The following is a 15,597-nucleotide window of genomic DNA, read 5'->3' on the forward strand; positions in this document are numbered from 1 at the left end:
GTTTTTTTTCAAATCACATTATTGATAAACGCTTTCTGCACCAGCTTTTTCTGCGCGGCAAGGTAGTTGGCACCCATGCCTTCCTTGCCGAAGGTCTTTTCCAGTTCGCGGCCCGTTTTCGGATCATAGGCCTGAAGGATTACCGTGTTATCCTCCGTATATTCGAGGGTGATTTCGATGGGGTAATTTGCTTCATTGCTCGGCAACGGTCCGACGTTGAGCACACCCATGGTCTTCACATCGTCTTCTTCGATAAACTGCACCAGCTCGATGCGCATTTTGCCGGCATTGTTGGGCGCGGTATAATAGGTTTTCTTGGCCTTGAGCGGCAGCGGACGGTTTTTCTTGATGATAATATCAAGAATGGTGCGCCCGCTGTCGGTATCTACGGCGCGTACGGCCAGGTTATAACCGGTGACCCCCTTAAGCTCAGACGGCATATCGGCAACCATTGCACCATTACCCGCAAGCATACGGGCATAAATGGCGGCACCAAACACCACCGCCTTCATGGGTTCATGGTACTGGATTTTGTCTGCCAGTGCGGGCAGCTTCTGTGCCAGGTACTGGCGGATGAAGGGAATCATCGAGGAGCCGCCGACCAGCAGCAGTACGTCGATATCCTGCTCATGCAGACCGGCCGACGAGATGCAACGCTTCAGGATTTTGATGGTACGCTCTACCTGGCTCGTGATGGCTTTTTCAAACTCCCTACGGGTGATGAACACCTCGATGCTCTCGTCGCCGATGAGGCATACCCGCTTGATGTAGTTGACACCGGGCATGGACAGCTCAATCTTCACCTCCTCCGAAAAAGCGCGGAGTTGCTGCAGCTTTCGGCCATTGAATTTCAGGGGCTTGCCGGTGGCTTGCTCAAACTGCTGGTGAATGATTTCGGCCACGGCTTCGTCAAATTCCTTGCCGCCAAGGTCGGTAATTCCGTCTTTGCTCACCACATAAAACCCTTTATCGTTCATATTGAGGATGGTGGTATCAAATGTGCCGCCCCCCAGGTCGTAGACAAGGATATTGCGGTCGGCCGAGCGGTTACTGAGGCCATAATGCATCGCCGCGGCTACGGGTTCTTCCACGAGGCCCATCACGGGCAGGCCAATCATGGCGGCGGCGTTGATGATGGCCTTGCGCTGCGCATCGGTGAAATGGGCGGGCACGGTGATGACGGCCCCCTCCACCGGATTGGAGGCGTAGATCTCGGCGTCGTACTTGATTTTTTTCAATACGAGTGCAGCGACGGCTTCGGGATACCAGATTTCGCCCTGCATATCCATGTAGAGCTCCTTATTATCGCCGAGGTACCGCTTGAAAAAGCGGATCACGTTGAGATCAGGGTTCTGTTCGAGCATATACAGCACCGACTGCCCCACGAAGGCGTTATTGCCGTTGATATGCAGGATGCTGGGCGTATACAGCACATTCTTGTCCGAATTGTCCGGCAGCAGCACAGGCTGGTGGTCGATATTGAGCGTGGCGCCCAGTGAATACGTGGTTCCTAAGTCGATTCCGATAATCATAACTTAGCTAAGGTTTGATGATATTGCTGATATATCTCGCCCTTGAACTGTGCCAGCGAGCGGTCAAACGCATCTTTGTTTTTTATCGCCGCCTGGTGGCCGCGCTCCCGCTGCTCCAACCCCTGGATGCGGCGCTGCACCGAACGTTGGCTCTGCTGTATTTTTTCCTTATGTTCCTCTGCGGCCGCGGCGAAGGCGCTGTCCAGCTGGTTGACCATCCCGTTGAGCTCCTCACGGATAGCCGTGGAAAGCTCACGGCCCCATTCGTCGGTAACTTTGCGGATCATGCTTTTGGACTCGCCGATAAGACTTTCGCGCATTCGGTTGAGCTCGGCATCGTATTCGTGCAACCGCCTTGCCTTCGTATTTTGTATAAACTTGTAGAGACTGTAACCACAGACGGCCACAAGGATAGGGATTGTCAAGTACTTGTTGCCACCACTGATGAGTCGGCGAATATTGAATCCCATCAATGCCGAGAGCATGAACAATGAGCCCAAGCCCAAAATCGGCCCCATTGCTGCACGGCTATAATCAAAAAACTGTAATTTCTTTTTCTCGGTCTCGTATTTCTGCTGAAACAGGATATACTCCTGCATGTTGCCCTGTATGCGCGACAGGTTGAGTTGCATGCGGGGCTGATAGGAAAACTCAACCTGATGTCTGGCCAACTGCTGCTGTGTCTCTGTCGATTCGTGTTTGAGAAATTCCTTCAGCGAAAAGAGGTCCTGGTCGATTTGGCTGCGAAGGGATTGCGTGATGGTGCGCTGCAGTTGCTCCTTCGTTCCGGCGGGTAGCCGCATACGGAGGGCGCCGGCGAAGTTTTCTTCTTCCAGTTGTTGCACCTGCATGACCTGGCGCTCCACTGCGGCCATCAGCGACTGGCTGTTGTACTTTTGCCCCATGCGCTGCAATTGATCGTTGATGCCGCGTTCGAACTCGTTGAAATCGCGCTGCAAATTACTTTTCAGTTGCTGGAAAAGGTCGCGGAGATTGAGCTTTTCATCCTGCTTCACCGCATTGATATCCTGCTGGGCATTGAATTTTTTCGTACGGATGTCCTTTTCCTGCTGGGCGACAAATTGATCGAATGCTTCACTGATGCGCTCCAGCCCCTGCACCAGCCCCATGCCATATACCAGGGGCATGCATTCCTGGAGCTTCTGCTGCTCAATGAGCATCCCGAGGGTTTCCGGCAGCTGGTCCAACGGCCGTGCCAGCACACGGAGGTCGTCCATGTGGTGCAACAAGGGGCTACCGGATTCGAAAGCATGTACCAATACGCCGCCCTCTGCAGCCAGCCGCAGTTGGATGGGTTCGAGCTCATCGGCAGGTGGGTTTTCCCTGCCAAACCAAAGGGCAAGCTTCATCGTAGGCCGGATACTGCCCGTATCGCGCACGGGAAAATGTGCGGAGGTATATACACGGTACGCAAAGGCCGTATTGCCATCGGCTACCGGCTGGGCATGAAACGTAAAACGCCGCTCTGCTTGGCTGACCGCCTCGGTAAGGTCGGCATACTGGGCCTGATCCAGCTGCAGAAAATGCAGCAGCCAGCGCGCCTGTTCTTCCTGTGGGCTGTCCAGCAAGATCACTTCTACGGGAAAAGCCACCCGCTCGCGGGCATGTCCGCGCAACGTCGCTAAATGGGAATGGAGATGGTGCCCCATCTCCATCCCCGGATAGCTTTGCATCAGCGATAATAGACTATCAGCAGCTTTTTGAAATCTGCCGATAAAAACCTGACTTAAAACGATTTCCATCCAATGCAATGCATTTAAAACATAAAGCCACCACCAGAGGAGGATGCGGCTTGCGATCGGAGACTTTCGATTTCAGACAGTACGGATTGCGCCTCTGAACGGATGTTTTCAATTTCGGAGCGGATGCTTTCGGCCTCCTGCCGGTCGTTGCTGATCTGCTCCGTCTGGTTCTTGGCTTCGCTCTGCAGTTGCGTGATTTCTTCTTTTAAGGATTCCGAGTCCTGCTTAAGCGTTTCGATTTCCTGTTTGAGACCTTCGGCTTCATTGCGCAGTTGCTCGCTTTCTTCACGAAGCCGTTGGTTTTCATCGCGAAGGACGATATTTTCGTCACGCAAAGCGGTCGACTCGTCACGGAGTGTTAGCGACTCGTCACGCAACGCCGTGTTCTCATCGCGCAACGCCAATGATTCATCACGGAGTGTGGTGGACTCATCGCGCAGCACCGTATTCTCATCGCGCAACGCCAACGACTCATCGCGGAGTGTGGTAGATTCGTCGCGCAATGTCGTACTCTCATCGCGCAAAACCAATGACTCATCACGGAGCGTGGTAGACTCGTTGCGCAACGTCGTACTCTCATCGCGCAAAGCCAATGATTCATCGCGCAAGACCAACGTCTCGCCATGCAAGGCAGTGGATTCATCGCGTAACGTAATAGACTCGTCCCGCAGTGCCGTAATTTCTCCTTGCAAAGATTGGCTTTCGTCACGAAGGGTGGTAACTTCTTCGCGAAGCGCGGTGGATTCATCACGCACGCCTTCTACCTGACCGTAAACGTTACGTGACTGCTCCAGTACATCCGACACCTGATTCGAAACATCCTGCACATGTTGATGGATTTCATTGATTTCGTCGGTTTTTCCCTGAATCATTGATGACTTGTCAATCAATTCATCGAGGGCAGTGCTTGCATTGGCAAGTATAGCTTCCAATTGTCCTACTGATTGTTCCATTTTATTGACATTTATCTGGTTTACGTGAGAATTATACGCTCTTGGCCATGCTAACAAAGACCTCCATCTTACGCTGAAGCGTGAGACTAATCAATTGATCGGGCGCCATTCCAATCATACTCAGCAGCTCTTGTTCAATGGAGTAATTTTCTTCGATATATTGGTTGAGGCTGTCCGTTTCAAGCGCATCCGTACCGAGTGTGGGAACTGCGGTTCTGTCAGCGCCTGCCGGATCAGTTACCGCTTCCGGAGAAGCGGTTTCCATGAGCTCAGAAGCTTCGTCCGCATTCAGCGTGTGGTAAGCGGCCAAGGAGATGCCCGCGGCACCAAGCGCCATTGCTGCGCCAACCCATGTCTTTCCTGTCCTGTTGTCTCTCATAAGCAACGGCTTTCTGGCTTCCAGCTGCTGGAAAGCCGACGTGTACGGCTGCTCCTGGCCGTGTTGCCGCAACGTCTCAAACCGGTCGCGCACCACATCCCAATCACTGCCTTCGGGCAAATCCAATGCCTTCAACGCTTCGCGCGTTTGATAGAGTTCGGCATTTTTTTCTGAAATACGAGCGGAGAAGGCGCTATAAGCTTGTTGCAGATTGTCGAGCTCGCGCTTTACAGCTGCCTTATCGCTATCAGGAGCAGGCTTTTCAAGCTGACTTTCTAAATCCTTGATCCGCACTTCGTATGCTTTCTTTACCTGCGGCCATTTACTTGACAACGGCAGGTTGAGCAACCTGAAGAGGTTGTTCGATGACAGATTCTGGGTTAAAGGCAATGCCTCCATGATGATTAGTTGTTTGCAATGCGAACCTAATCATTAGGGTAATGAATAAAAATACCCACTTCTGGGTATTTTTTAAATTTCTACGGACATAGTTAACTGCGTCTATCGCGGTGAACTCAGATATCCAGGTGCTGCTGCGCAAAAAGAAACAATCCGTTATTTCCTTTGATATCCAGTTTGGCACAGATGTTCCTGCGGTGGGTTTCTATGGTAAACGGGCTGACGAATAGGTGTTCAGCTATCTCCTGTGTTGTCTTATTTTGCCTGACCAGCCGGATGATTTCCACTTCGCGCTTGGTGAGGTTATATTTTTGCCGTATGCTTTGCTGATCGTTCTCGTCGTCCGCAGCGGAGCCACGGGGCTGTGGAGCAAAGTAACGCCTCCCCTGATAGACTTCTTCGATAGCGTGTATAAGCACGGTAGCGTCAGAATCTTTCGGTATAAAGCCTCCTACCCCCATGTCTTTCAGCGCGTGCTGCAACGAGGCTGTATAATACATGGAGACGATGAGGATTTTCAAGCGAGGATACATTGACAGGGCTTTGGCGGCTGCTTGCTGTCCATCAATCTTCGGCATATTCAGATCCATGACCACCACATCTGGCTGGTTATGCTGGAGCAATTGGAGCGCCTCCCGCCCGTCACGGGCGGTGTGCCACACGGCGAAACGGTCGTGGTTATCCAGAATGGACCGTAACCCGTCGATAAAAAGCTGGTGATCATCCACCAGCAGCAGGTTTATCTTTTTTGGATCAATTGGTTTGGTTTCCATCATCCTGTAAAGGTATTTCTATCGTAATGGTTGTCCCGTTCTTATTCGTATCGATTACACAGCGGCCGCCAAGGTATTGAGTACGCGAATACACGTTTTTGAGGCCGATGCCGTCCGGCGTCTCCCTGTCGTCAAAGCCGACACCGTTATCTTCCACGATAATAATTAACATGCCGGCAGTTTCAACCAGTTGCACAGTTGCCTGCGTGGCACACGAATGTTTGGTGATATTATTGATTAGCTCATTGACAATACGGTAAATAGACAGCTCGGTTTCATGATCCCGGCGCTGCGTATATTGGTAAACAAATTCGAAGTTGACGGCACTGGCCCGATTGAGGATGGAAATCCGTTCCCTGATAGTGCCGATAAGCCCGTTCTCCAGAAAGAACTTAGGTTTGAGGCTATGCGATATCTCACGAAGGTCATCACATGCCCGGGTGATGAGGTTTATGGTTTCATTAAAAGACTCCTGTTCGGCTGGTTGCATGCCGTTCAGTTTCTGCTGGAAGTCGGTCACCTTGAGCCGGATGACAGACAGGGTTCCACCCAGGTCATCATGGAGATCTTTCGCCAGCCGGTCGCGTTCATCTTCTTGCGCCTGAAACACCTGTTGTACAGCCTGCTGCCTAATCCGGTCGTTTTCTTTTTTCAATTGTGCCTTTTCGCGCTTCAGAAAGTTATACCGCAACGTAAACGCAAAGGAAAGAATCACCACTTCAGCGGCAAATCCAACGATAACCCCGTTGGGTTTGAACAATTGCTCTCCCACAATGCCCATCACCTGCAAGACGTAATTGACTCCGCCTATCATCAGCGGTAAAAGTGCCAGCAAATAATAATAGCCAATGATGAAACCGCTTCTTATCCGATCGATCACGCAAACCATGATCACGAGCATGGAAACGATACCCTGTACAGTGGACGAATAGAAAATTGCCTTTTCCACTCGAATATCAATGGGGAAGAGCAGCGCGAAAAAAGGTGCGATGCCCAGCGCCCAAAGCAAATATTTATAGTAATTGGTAAAATGGTAGAGCCTGCTGTTTGCTGCGGTCTGGTTGGTAAACAGTTGCATCACTTGGATCAGCAGGGCACAGCTCAACGTGCCACTGATAGATTTTACGTAATCATGAAGCCGCCCCAGGTCGGTGAACAGCCACTGCTTGGTCAGCCCTACTTCATCCAGTACCAGGGTTACCGAACAGCAGATATAAAGCGCGTAATACAAATGTATACGGTCGCCTACCGAAAGGTACATCAGCACATTCAAAAGCAATGCAAATGCGAATATCCCGGCATAAAAGCTAAATGCCGAATATACTGAAATGTCTTGCTGCAAAATGGCTTCCCTTTTGCCCAATTGGGTCTTAATAATAAAGTTCTGGCCGCGCTTATCGACCTTGAACAACCATGTGGATAGCTCATTGCCCTCGAGTCGAATCGGGAAAAGAAACTCCCAGACGGGCCATGGGCGCTCGGCAAACGGCAATCGATCGCCTGTCCGGCTTACAAAAGTGAGCGTACTGTCTTTTGCGTTCCATCGGTACAATTCCAGCAGGTTTATGCTCGAGCTCGGGATCGACAGGAATAAATCCACATATTCTGTAAGCGTGTTTTCCAAGTCGACAACCAGCCAATAATACGAGTCGGTATAGCCCAGGCTGACGTATTCGTCGCCATTGATAGGGACCAGCCGCCCCGCCTGTTTATGCGCCAACACATCTTCGGGTGCAGCCGTTAAGGTGGTGTCCTCATAATACCCGATATGGCCATTGAGGCGATACGTTGCAGAAGAATCGACCAAAACCGGTCTGATATCATTTGCATGGGCTGCGGTTATGAAGCCAATGAAAGGAAGTAAACGTAATAGCTGTCTAAACAGGCCGTTGTTCATTGATGGCTATGATGCGAACAGCACAAAGTTACGATAGCCAATCATTGCCTGAAATACTCAACTACAGGTATTTTACAGCTCTTCCGGCATCGGCTTTTCCAATAGATACTGATAATAAAACCGGTACCGCTCTTTGCGGTCATATCCCGACTTTTCACGGGCAAACCCGTGCCTGCTACCGGGATAAATCATCAGTTCGAAAGGCTTGTCGCGATCGGTCAATGCATCTACCAATTGGATGGTATTCTGCATGTGCACGTTGTCATCCATATCGCCGTGCATAATACGCAACACTCCTTTATAATTATCCACATAAGTCAGCACCGAACCTTGCCGGTAGCCATCGGGGTTGTCCTGCGGGGTATCCATAAACCGCTCAGTATAGTGCGTGTCGTAGAGTTCCCAGCTGGTTACGGGCGCTCCGGCAATACCGTAGTCAAAATAGTCGGCCCCTTTGGTCAATGCCAGGCAGGTCATATAACCGCCGTAGCTATGGCCTGTGATGAGCAACTTATCGTTGGCTACCCACGGTTTGCTCTTCAGCCATTGGGCAGCGGTGATGTAATCTTCCATTTCCCAATAGCCGAGTTTCCGGTGCATCAACGCCACGCCTTCTTTGCCGAAGTGCCCCGATGCGCGGTGATCCACGCTGATTTGAATAATGCCCTCGTTGGCCCAATGTTGATTAGCGGTACCCTTCCAGGTATTGCGCACCGTTCCGGCATCCGGACCGCCATAGATGCTGAAAATGACGGGATGCGGTTTTGTCTGATCGAAATCGGTAGGCCAGGTGATGGTCGCAGGCAACTGGTACCCGTCGGGTGTGGGGATGGTAATCAGTTCTGTCTTGGCGTAAATATAGTCATCGAAATCATCTACCTTGCTGTCTGCCAGCTCGCGGATCAGTTTTCCTTTATTGTCCAGCAGTGCCACTTTCGGCGGCGTGCTTACATTGGAATAGGTAGTAATAAAGTGCCGGCCATCCGGTGCAACCTTCACTTGATGGGTATAGTCGCCAAACGTGAGCCGTTTCAGGTTTTTTCCGTTATAGTCCACACGATAGAGATCTACCGTGGCCGAGTGTTCCTTCCGTGCACTGAAATAAATCACTTTGTTTTTTTCGTCCACGAGTTCCAATGCCGTTACTTGCCACCTTCCGGATGTAATGGGGTTTACTAACGTACCGTCCAGCCTGTATAGGTAATAATGTGCCCAGCCTGTTTTATCGCTCTTGAGGATGTAATGCTGGTTATCCTTGAGGTAGGTGATGCGTTCGCTGTGGCTCAGGTCTATCCAAGCCTCCTGCTTTTCATCGTAAATTTCTTTCTTCGCCCCGGTTTTCGGATCAACCGCGTAAAATTTGAGGTTGGTCTGGTCGCGGTTCATCCACTGTACCATCAGATTACTGCTGTCGAAGCTCCAGTAGGGTTCGCCGAAATACTGATCATCTTTTTCGTTGAACGCTGCCCACACGATGTCTCCTCCTCCCACGGGCACGAAACCTACCTTAACCTCAGGATTTGGGTCGCCTGCCTTGGGATAACGTGTTTGTTCGAGGTAGCCGTGTTGTCCGGCGGAACCATAGATGGGGAACATAGGTACCTGCGTGTCATCAAACCGCATAAAAGCCAGCGTTTTACTATCGGGCGACCACCAAAAGGCCTTATAACGGGAAGGACGCCCCAAGATTTCTTCAAAATATACCCACGATGCCCATCCATTGTAAATCACATCCGTACCATCATGGGTATAGCGGATTTCGTGACCGTCGGCTATCTTTATGGCATACAAGTCGTTATTTCGCGTAAAAGCTACATATTGGTTGTCCGGTGAGAGCGTCGGGTTCTTTTCTTCTACATCGGGTGAATGGGTAAGCTGTACCTTATCGTTTTCCCCCCGGCGGATGTAAATATCGCCGTCTTCCATAAACGCTTCGATGGCTGCACTGGGTGGCGGTGTATAAGGTCGGCGCGCGCCGGTACGGATATGCACCTCATATTGCTGTCCGGTTTTTACATCGCGCTCGATATAGTGCGCTGCATCGGCCCACCCTTCAATCGGGTTGATGGGCTTCGTCAAAGATGGCTTCAGTCCCAGTGACTGTTCTAAATCCAGCCGTTTGGTTTGTGCGCCGGCAAAGGCAATAAACAACAGGGCCGTGCCTAAAGTGAGGTATAATTTCTTATTCATTTACGTGTACATTAGGTGCTTGAAAGCGAATTGCAGGGGCTAAGGTAATAAATTTTACGTTTCTGCATACGGGATGCAAACCATCTTCCTGTCTTACCCGCTCAGCAACCCCCTGCCACGAAATAATAGCTTATCCCAACAAAGTCGCATGCAGGGATGTTATAAGATAAGTCGCGAATTAGATAGATAGAAAATAGCATGTAATATGAGCAAGACAGTTTTGGTTCCCACTGATTTTTCAGACAATGCAGCAGCAGCCGCGCGTTATGCTGCTCAGATGGCACGGCATTTTGGTTGGTCAATCCACCTACTACACCTATATACACCGTTTTCCACGGCCTTCGGGGGTGAAGAGCTAAACCGCGAGGCGCAGGAGTTAGCAGCCAATGAAGCTGAAAGCAACATGACCGCTGCAGCTGCCGATTTAGAGGAGGAGTTTTCCGGGGTAGTGATTACCACGGACTGCAAGCAAGGGGTAATGAGTGATGTGGTTTACCGAACCGCACGTGAAGCCAAGAACAACCTGATTGTGATGGGTACCAAGGGCGCATCGGGCCTTAAGCATGCCGTCTTAGGCAGCAACACATTTGAAATCATCAAAAATTCACCCATACCGGTATTGGCGGTACCCGAAACCCCGCCAACCTTCCAGCAGCGTAATGTTGGGTTGCTGACCAACTTCCAACCCTCGGAGATTGAAGCCCTGGAAGCTTTTATCGCCATAGGAGAAGCCCCACAGCAGGTGACATTGATCCATTTGTTTGAGAAAGGCGCCAATAAAGACGAAAAAGACCTCGCGGATTGGGCCAAACACATCCAGGACCGGACGGCAATCAGCCGCGTGCTGGATAAAACAGCCCCGTTCTCTGACCGCATGGACGTCAAGGAAGATTTCCCTGAACACGTGTTCCGCTTAGCGCAGTCCGACGGTATGGACTTGCTGATAGTATCCCGCGAACGAAAAGGTTTCTTCGATAAGCTGTTTTCCGGCGATAGGGTCAAAGCTATGGCACACCAACTGGAAATACCCGTATTTTTCCATAATGCCTGATGGCTATCCCGCCACGATATTCACTATCCGGCCTTTCACATAAATCACCTTGCGCACCGCCTTGCCTTCGAGGTAGCGTTGCACATCTTCATTGGCCAGCACGGCTTTCTCCACATCCGGCTGTTCCATGTCAAGCGGCAACGTAAGGTTCATCCGTGTTTTTCCATTGACAGAAATGGGATATGAAAATTCGCTTTCCACCAGGTATTCGGGGTTGAATGCCGGATACGTTGCATACGACAGGGTACCGGGTTCATGCCCCAGCAGCGTCCACAGCTCTTCGGTGATGTGTGGAGCGTAAGGATGCAACACCACGCATAGTTCCTGGAGGATGGCCCGTTTGTTGCATTTCAGGTCGGTCAGCTCATTGACGCAAATCATAAAAGAAGATACCGATGTATTGAACGAAAACCGTTCAATATCCTCTGCTACCTTCTTGATAATCTTGTGCAAAGCCTTCAACTCGGCCCGGGTGGGCGCATCATCGCTTACGGCAAAGTTGCCCGAAGCGTCGTGAAATAATTTCCAGAATTTACGGAGGAACTTATAAACCCCTTCAATGCCATTGGTATTCCAGGGCTTGCTCTGCTCCAGCGGACCGAGAAACATCTCGTACATGCGCAGGGTGTCAGCGCCGTACTGTTCGATGATGTCATCGGGATTGACCACGTTGTATTTAGACTTGGACATCTTCTCCACCTCATGGCCACAGATGTATTTGCCGTTTTCGAGGATAAATTCGGCATCGGCAAAATCAGGCCGGAACTGGCGGAATTTATCAAGATTGAGCACGTCGTTGGTTACGATGTTTACATCAACATGCAGCGCCACCGTGCGATATTGGTCCTTCAATCCGTAGGAAACAAAGGTATTGGTTCCCTTGCCCTCCCCATCCAGTACGCGATATACAAAATTGCTGCGCCCTTGGATCATGCCCTGGTTGATGAGTTTCTTGAAAGGTTCCTCTTCGGGTACATACCCCATATCTTTCAGAAACTTGTTCCAAAAGCGGCTGTACAGCAAGTGGCCTGTAGCGTGCTCCGAACCGCCGATATAGAGGTCTACATCGCGCCAGTAGTCGATAGCTTCTTTAGAAGCAAATACCGCCTCGTTCTGCGCATCCATATACCGGTACCAATACCAGCTTGACCCTGCCCAGCCGGGCATGGTGCTGAGTTCATATTCAAACGTGCCGCGATACTTCCAGTCTTTGGCACGGCCCAGCGGGGGTTCTCCCGTTTCCGTGGGCAGGTATTTATCCACGTCCGGCAGCAATAGCGGCAACTCACCTTCGTCGATAAGCTGGGGCAGTCCGTCTTTGAAGTATACCGGCACAGGTTCGCCCCAGTAGCGCTGGCGGCCGAAAATGGCATCGCGCATCCGGTAGTTGATGGTAGCCTTTCCCGCCCCCAGCGATTCCAGCTTTTCAATCAGCGTATCCACGGCTTCTTGGTAGGTCATGCCGTTGATAATATCGGAGTTGATGTACCGTCCTTCTTTGGTGGGGTCCGCCTGTCCATCCAATTGCTGGGCGTCCGAAATGGGGATGATGGGCAACCCGAAATGGGTAGCGAACAGGTAGTCGCGCTGATCACCCGATGGCACAGCCATCACAGCTCCGGTTCCGTAACCGGCTAATACATAATCCGCTATCCATATCGGAACTTCTTTACCCGTCAGCGGATGGATGGCATGGCTGCCGGTGAAGGCACCCGATACGGCTTTTACATCCGCCATGCGGTCGAGCTCGGATTTTTTCTTGGTTTGAGCGATGTAGGCTTCCACTTCTGCCTGCTGCGATCCGGTGGTGAGCGCCTCCACCAATTCGTGCTCAGGAGCGAGCACCAATGCGTTCACCCCATAAATGGTGTCGACTCGCGTGGTAAACACTTCGATATAACGGCCGTCGCCGAGGACAGGCACGCCGAACCGTACGCTTGCACCAACACTTTTACCTATCCAGTTACGCTGCATCTCCACCAAGGGTTCCGGCCAGTCGATGGTCTCCAACCCCCGAAGTAGACGCTCGGCGTAGGCGGTGATGCGCATGCTCCATTGCATCATTTTCTTCTGCTCTACCGGGTATCCACCCCGTTCGGAAACGCCGTTGATTACCTCATCGTTGGCCAGCACCGTACCCAGGGCTGCGCACCAGTTGACGGTACTCTCCCGTAGGTAGGCCAGCCGGTATTTCAGTAATTCGCGTTGTTGCTCCTCCTCGCTGAACGCGGCCCATTCGGCAGCGGTAAACGACAGGACGTCATCATCCGACGCGGCTTGTATACCTCGGCTTCCATGCAACTCGAAATGTGCAACAAGCGTTGCAATGGGTTCGGCCTTATCGTTGGCTTTGTTATACCACGCATTAAAAAGCTGCATGAATATCCATTGCGTCCATTTATAGAAAGCGGGATCGCTTGTCCGTACCTCCCTGTCCCAATCAAAGGAGAATCCGATATTATCGAGTTGCTCCCGGTAACGTTTGATGTTAGCCTCAGTGGTGACGGCCGGGTGCTGTCCGGTCTGGATGGCGTATTGCTCCGCCGGCAGGCCGAACGAATCGTACCCCATCGGATGCAACACGTTAAAACCCTTTAACCGCTTATAACGGGCAAAGATGTCTGAAGCAATGTATCCAAGCGGGTGGCCTACATGCAGGCCGGCGCCGGAAGGATAGGGAAACATATCCAGCACATAATATTTCGGCTTCCCCGCCGCATTGTCCACGCGGAAAGTTCGGTTTTCCGCCCAAAACTGCTGCCACTTCTTCTCAATGGTTTTATGATGGTATTCCATGATACGTCCGGATCGAAATAAGAACGGCGAAAATACGTTTTTTTTAGCATTGGCAAAAACTTGAAAGCAAATGATGTTTTCGTATATTTGCGCCGCTATGTCGGTGAAATTATTCAATTTCCTCGCGTTATTTGCCTACATTAACTGCCTGTGTTACCAAGACGGGCCTTACCACGGCCAGTACGACCGCGGCCTTCTGGACGGTGATCCGCTGATTGAAATCGTATTGGACGATTTACTGGATTTTCCATTGAACGATGCGGCCAATGAATCCGATTTTCATTATGAAAAATACCGGCCCAATTTTGGTGCTTTCTCGTTAGCCCAGCTACTTCCCAAGCAGCTCGTTGCGAGCTTGACCCAACTACCGCTCCTGTTAAGCACTCCCATGAAGTCGGCATTCGGCTCAAAACTGAAATGCCTTCCGGGATACTATCTTTATCTCTTCCGGCTGAAGCCGTTCTGAACCGCCCCTTACGGGTTGGCACATTCGGGGCCAAACGACCTGTAATTTCCTGTACATATTAATGAGCAACCGTGGTGGAAGTCTGCCTCCCAGGGACAATTCCTGAGCGACAGCGCCATAAACCTTGGCTGCTATGGATTTGAATTTGAGCAAGTCAAAAAGCAAATAACGATGAATACAAAAACAACTTTCTTACTATTTTTAACGCTCGGTGATTTATGGCTGGTGTCATGCACGAATCAGGCAACTAACGAGCCGGGCGATAACATTTCAATCCAGCCCGTCCCCGTAACAGCCGTCCGTTCGCTGGACACGGTAATTTACAACGACTATATCGCTGACATACACGCTGTCCGAAATATTGAAGTGCGGTCTAAACTTAAGGGTTTCTTAGAGAAGATATATGTAGACGAGGGCAGCGAAGTACGGCGGGGGCAACCCTTGTTCAAAATTAGCGACACGGAATATGTTTCCGAAGTTTCACGTGCGGAAGCTACATTGAACAACGCCATTGCCAATGCCAAAACCATCGCGCTAGAAGTCGACCGCACCCGACTGCTGGTCGACAAAAAAATCGTGTCGGAAACGGATCTGGAAGTGATAGAAGCCCAGCTAAGCGCCGCTGAATCAAGCGTTGACGAAGCCCGATCATTACTCCAACATGCAAAAACACAGCTCTCGTACACCACGATACGTTCGCCTTTTGACGGCAAAATCGGGCGCATCCCGCTTAAGGAGGGCAGCTTACTGGATGAAGGGGCGTTGCTGACCGTTGTTGCTGACCTCAGTGCGGTGTATGCCTATTTCGAAATTACGGAGCGGGAATATCTCAGCTATATTGATGAAGGCAACCAAAATACCGTGGATTTCGACATGCCGGTAAATCTCGTCCTGGCCAATGGAGCCCCTTATCAGCACGCAGGCAAAGCGGAGTTTGCTGAAAACCAATTTGAAGAAACCACGGGAACCATTGCCTTACGTGCCCGCTTCCCGAACCCAGAGGGCCTGCTTATGCACGGTGCTACCGGAAAAATCAGTGTGCCGGTGAGTACTGGCAATACGCTGGTTGTACACCAAAAGGCTGTATTTGAAATTCAAGACCGCACATACGTTTACCGGGTTTCGGACGACAATGTTATCTCCATGACGCCGTTCACTGCCGGTCGGCGGATCGGCCATTATTACCTCGTTGAAGATGGATTATCGGCCTCAGATCGGATAGTTTTTGAGGGGGTACTTAATCTGCGCGACGGCATGGCCATAGAACCCGTAACCGTAGATCCCGATAATCGGATAGCCCAAGCTAATCGATAGATTCGGGATACATCGTTTTAACGTTCATTTCACACCATATCTCCATATTAACAGATGCTCGAAACATTCATCAGAAGACCCGTA

General features: G+C 50.9%; 11 protein-coding genes. 3 read left to right on the plus strand and 8 right to left on the minus strand.

The annotated features are described in order from the left end of the window. Positions 1–8: 8 nt before the first annotated feature. The 7 genes from BM030_RS07320 to BM030_RS07350 all read right to left on the minus strand — a co-directional run bounded on the left by BM030_RS07320 (position 9) and on the right by BM030_RS07350 (position 9,886). A complete protein-coding gene (locus BM030_RS07320) occupies positions 9–1,532 on the minus strand; it encodes an Hsp70 family protein (protein WP_090972765.1) in 1,524 nt (507 codons plus the stop codon). Then, a complete protein-coding gene (locus tag BM030_RS07325; RefSeq protein ID WP_090972767.1) occupies positions 1,529–3,295 on the minus strand; it encodes a hypothetical protein in 1,767 nt (588 codons plus the stop codon). Before BM030_RS07325 ends, BM030_RS07320 begins: the two co-directional genes overlap by 4 nt. Before the next feature lie 14 nt (positions 3,296–3,309). After that, complete coding sequence (locus BM030_RS20035) at positions 3,310–4,248, minus strand: coiled-coil domain-containing protein (RefSeq protein WP_211657548.1); 939 nt, start codon at positions 4,246–4,248, stop codon at positions 3,310–3,312. A gap of 31 nt (positions 4,249–4,279) precedes the next feature. Next, positions 4,280–5,026: a hypothetical protein gene (locus tag BM030_RS07335; protein WP_090972769.1), complete on the minus strand. Its 747-nt coding sequence runs from the start codon at positions 5,024–5,026 to the stop codon at positions 4,280–4,282. A gap of 116 nt (positions 5,027–5,142) precedes the next feature. Continuing rightward, positions 5,143–5,802 carry a response regulator transcription factor gene (locus BM030_RS07340; RefSeq protein ID WP_090972771.1) on the minus strand — a complete coding sequence of 220 codons (660 nt, stop codon included), beginning with the start codon at positions 5,800–5,802 and terminating at the stop codon, positions 5,143–5,145. Continuing rightward, positions 5,780–7,606 carry a sensor histidine kinase gene (locus tag BM030_RS07345; protein ID WP_170845655.1) on the minus strand — a complete coding sequence of 609 codons (1,827 nt, stop codon included), beginning with the start codon at positions 7,604–7,606 and terminating at the stop codon, positions 5,780–5,782. Before BM030_RS07345 ends, BM030_RS07340 begins: the two co-directional genes overlap by 23 nt. 162 nt (positions 7,607–7,768) lie before the next feature. Beyond that, on the minus strand, positions 7,769–9,886 hold the full coding sequence (locus BM030_RS07350; RefSeq protein WP_090972775.1) for a S9 family peptidase: 2,118 nt from the start codon (positions 9,884–9,886) through the stop codon (positions 7,769–7,771). A 205-nt stretch (positions 9,887–10,091) separates the two neighbouring features. Here BM030_RS07350 and BM030_RS07355 point away from each other — a divergent pair, with 205 nt between their 5' ends. Beyond that, complete coding sequence (locus BM030_RS07355) at positions 10,092–10,937, plus strand: universal stress protein (protein ID WP_090972777.1); 846 nt, start codon at positions 10,092–10,094, stop codon at positions 10,935–10,937. Positions 10,938–10,940: 3 nt separating this feature from the next. Here the strand turns inward: BM030_RS07355 and leuS are convergent, their stop codons facing one another. After that, positions 10,941–13,733, minus strand: coding sequence for a leucine--tRNA ligase (leuS, locus tag BM030_RS07360; protein ID WP_090972779.1), 2,793 nt, complete (start codon positions 13,731–13,733; stop codon positions 10,941–10,943). Between the two features lie 97 nt (positions 13,734–13,830). Between leuS and BM030_RS07365 the strand changes: the two genes are divergently transcribed. Together BM030_RS07365 and BM030_RS07370 are read left to right on the plus strand one after the other, a co-directional pair. Next, positions 13,831–14,199, plus strand: a complete 369-nt coding sequence (locus tag BM030_RS07365; protein WP_090972781.1) for a hypothetical protein — start codon at positions 13,831–13,833, stop codon at positions 14,197–14,199. A gap of 171 nt (positions 14,200–14,370) precedes the next feature. Further along, positions 14,371–15,513, plus strand: coding sequence for an efflux RND transporter periplasmic adaptor subunit (locus BM030_RS07370; RefSeq protein ID WP_090972783.1), 1,143 nt, complete (start codon positions 14,371–14,373; stop codon positions 15,511–15,513). Positions 15,514–15,597 lie beyond the last annotated feature (84 nt).

It is taken from the genome of Parapedobacter composti (assembly GCF_900112315.1).
GTDB classification, from domain to species: Bacteria; Bacteroidota; Bacteroidia; order Sphingobacteriales; family Sphingobacteriaceae; genus Parapedobacter; species Parapedobacter composti.

Bases quoted from the DNA above. Each gene is read 5' to 3' on its own strand.
- BM030_RS07370 (WP_090972783.1), top strand. From the start codon at position 14,371: ATGAATACAAAAACAACTTTCTTACTATTTTTAACGCTCGGTGATTTA.
- BM030_RS20035 (WP_211657548.1), bottom strand. From the start codon at position 4,248: ATGGAACAATCAGTAGGACAATTGGAAGCTATACTTGCCAATGCAAGC.
- BM030_RS07340 (WP_090972771.1), bottom strand. From the start codon at position 5,802: ATGATGGAAACCAAACCAATTGATCCAAAAAAGATAAACCTGCTGCTG.
- BM030_RS07365 (WP_090972781.1), top strand. From the start codon at position 13,831: ATGTCGGTGAAATTATTCAATTTCCTCGCGTTATTTGCCTACATTAAC.
- BM030_RS07320 (WP_090972765.1), bottom strand. From the start codon at position 1,532: ATGATTATCGGAATCGACTTAGGAACCACGTATTCACTGGGCGCCACG.
- BM030_RS07350 (WP_090972775.1), bottom strand. From the start codon at position 9,886: ATGAATAAGAAATTATACCTCACTTTAGGCACGGCCCTGTTGTTTATT.
- BM030_RS07335 (WP_090972769.1), bottom strand. From the start codon at position 5,026: ATGGAGGCATTGCCTTTAACCCAGAATCTGTCATCGAACAACCTCTTC.
- leuS (WP_090972779.1), bottom strand. From the start codon at position 13,733: ATGGAATACCATCATAAAACCATTGAGAAGAAGTGGCAGCAGTTTTGG.
- BM030_RS07325 (WP_090972767.1), bottom strand. From the start codon at position 3,295: ATGGAAATCGTTTTAAGTCAGGTTTTTATCGGCAGATTTCAAAAAGCT.
- BM030_RS07355 (WP_090972777.1), top strand. From the start codon at position 10,092: ATGAGCAAGACAGTTTTGGTTCCCACTGATTTTTCAGACAATGCAGCA.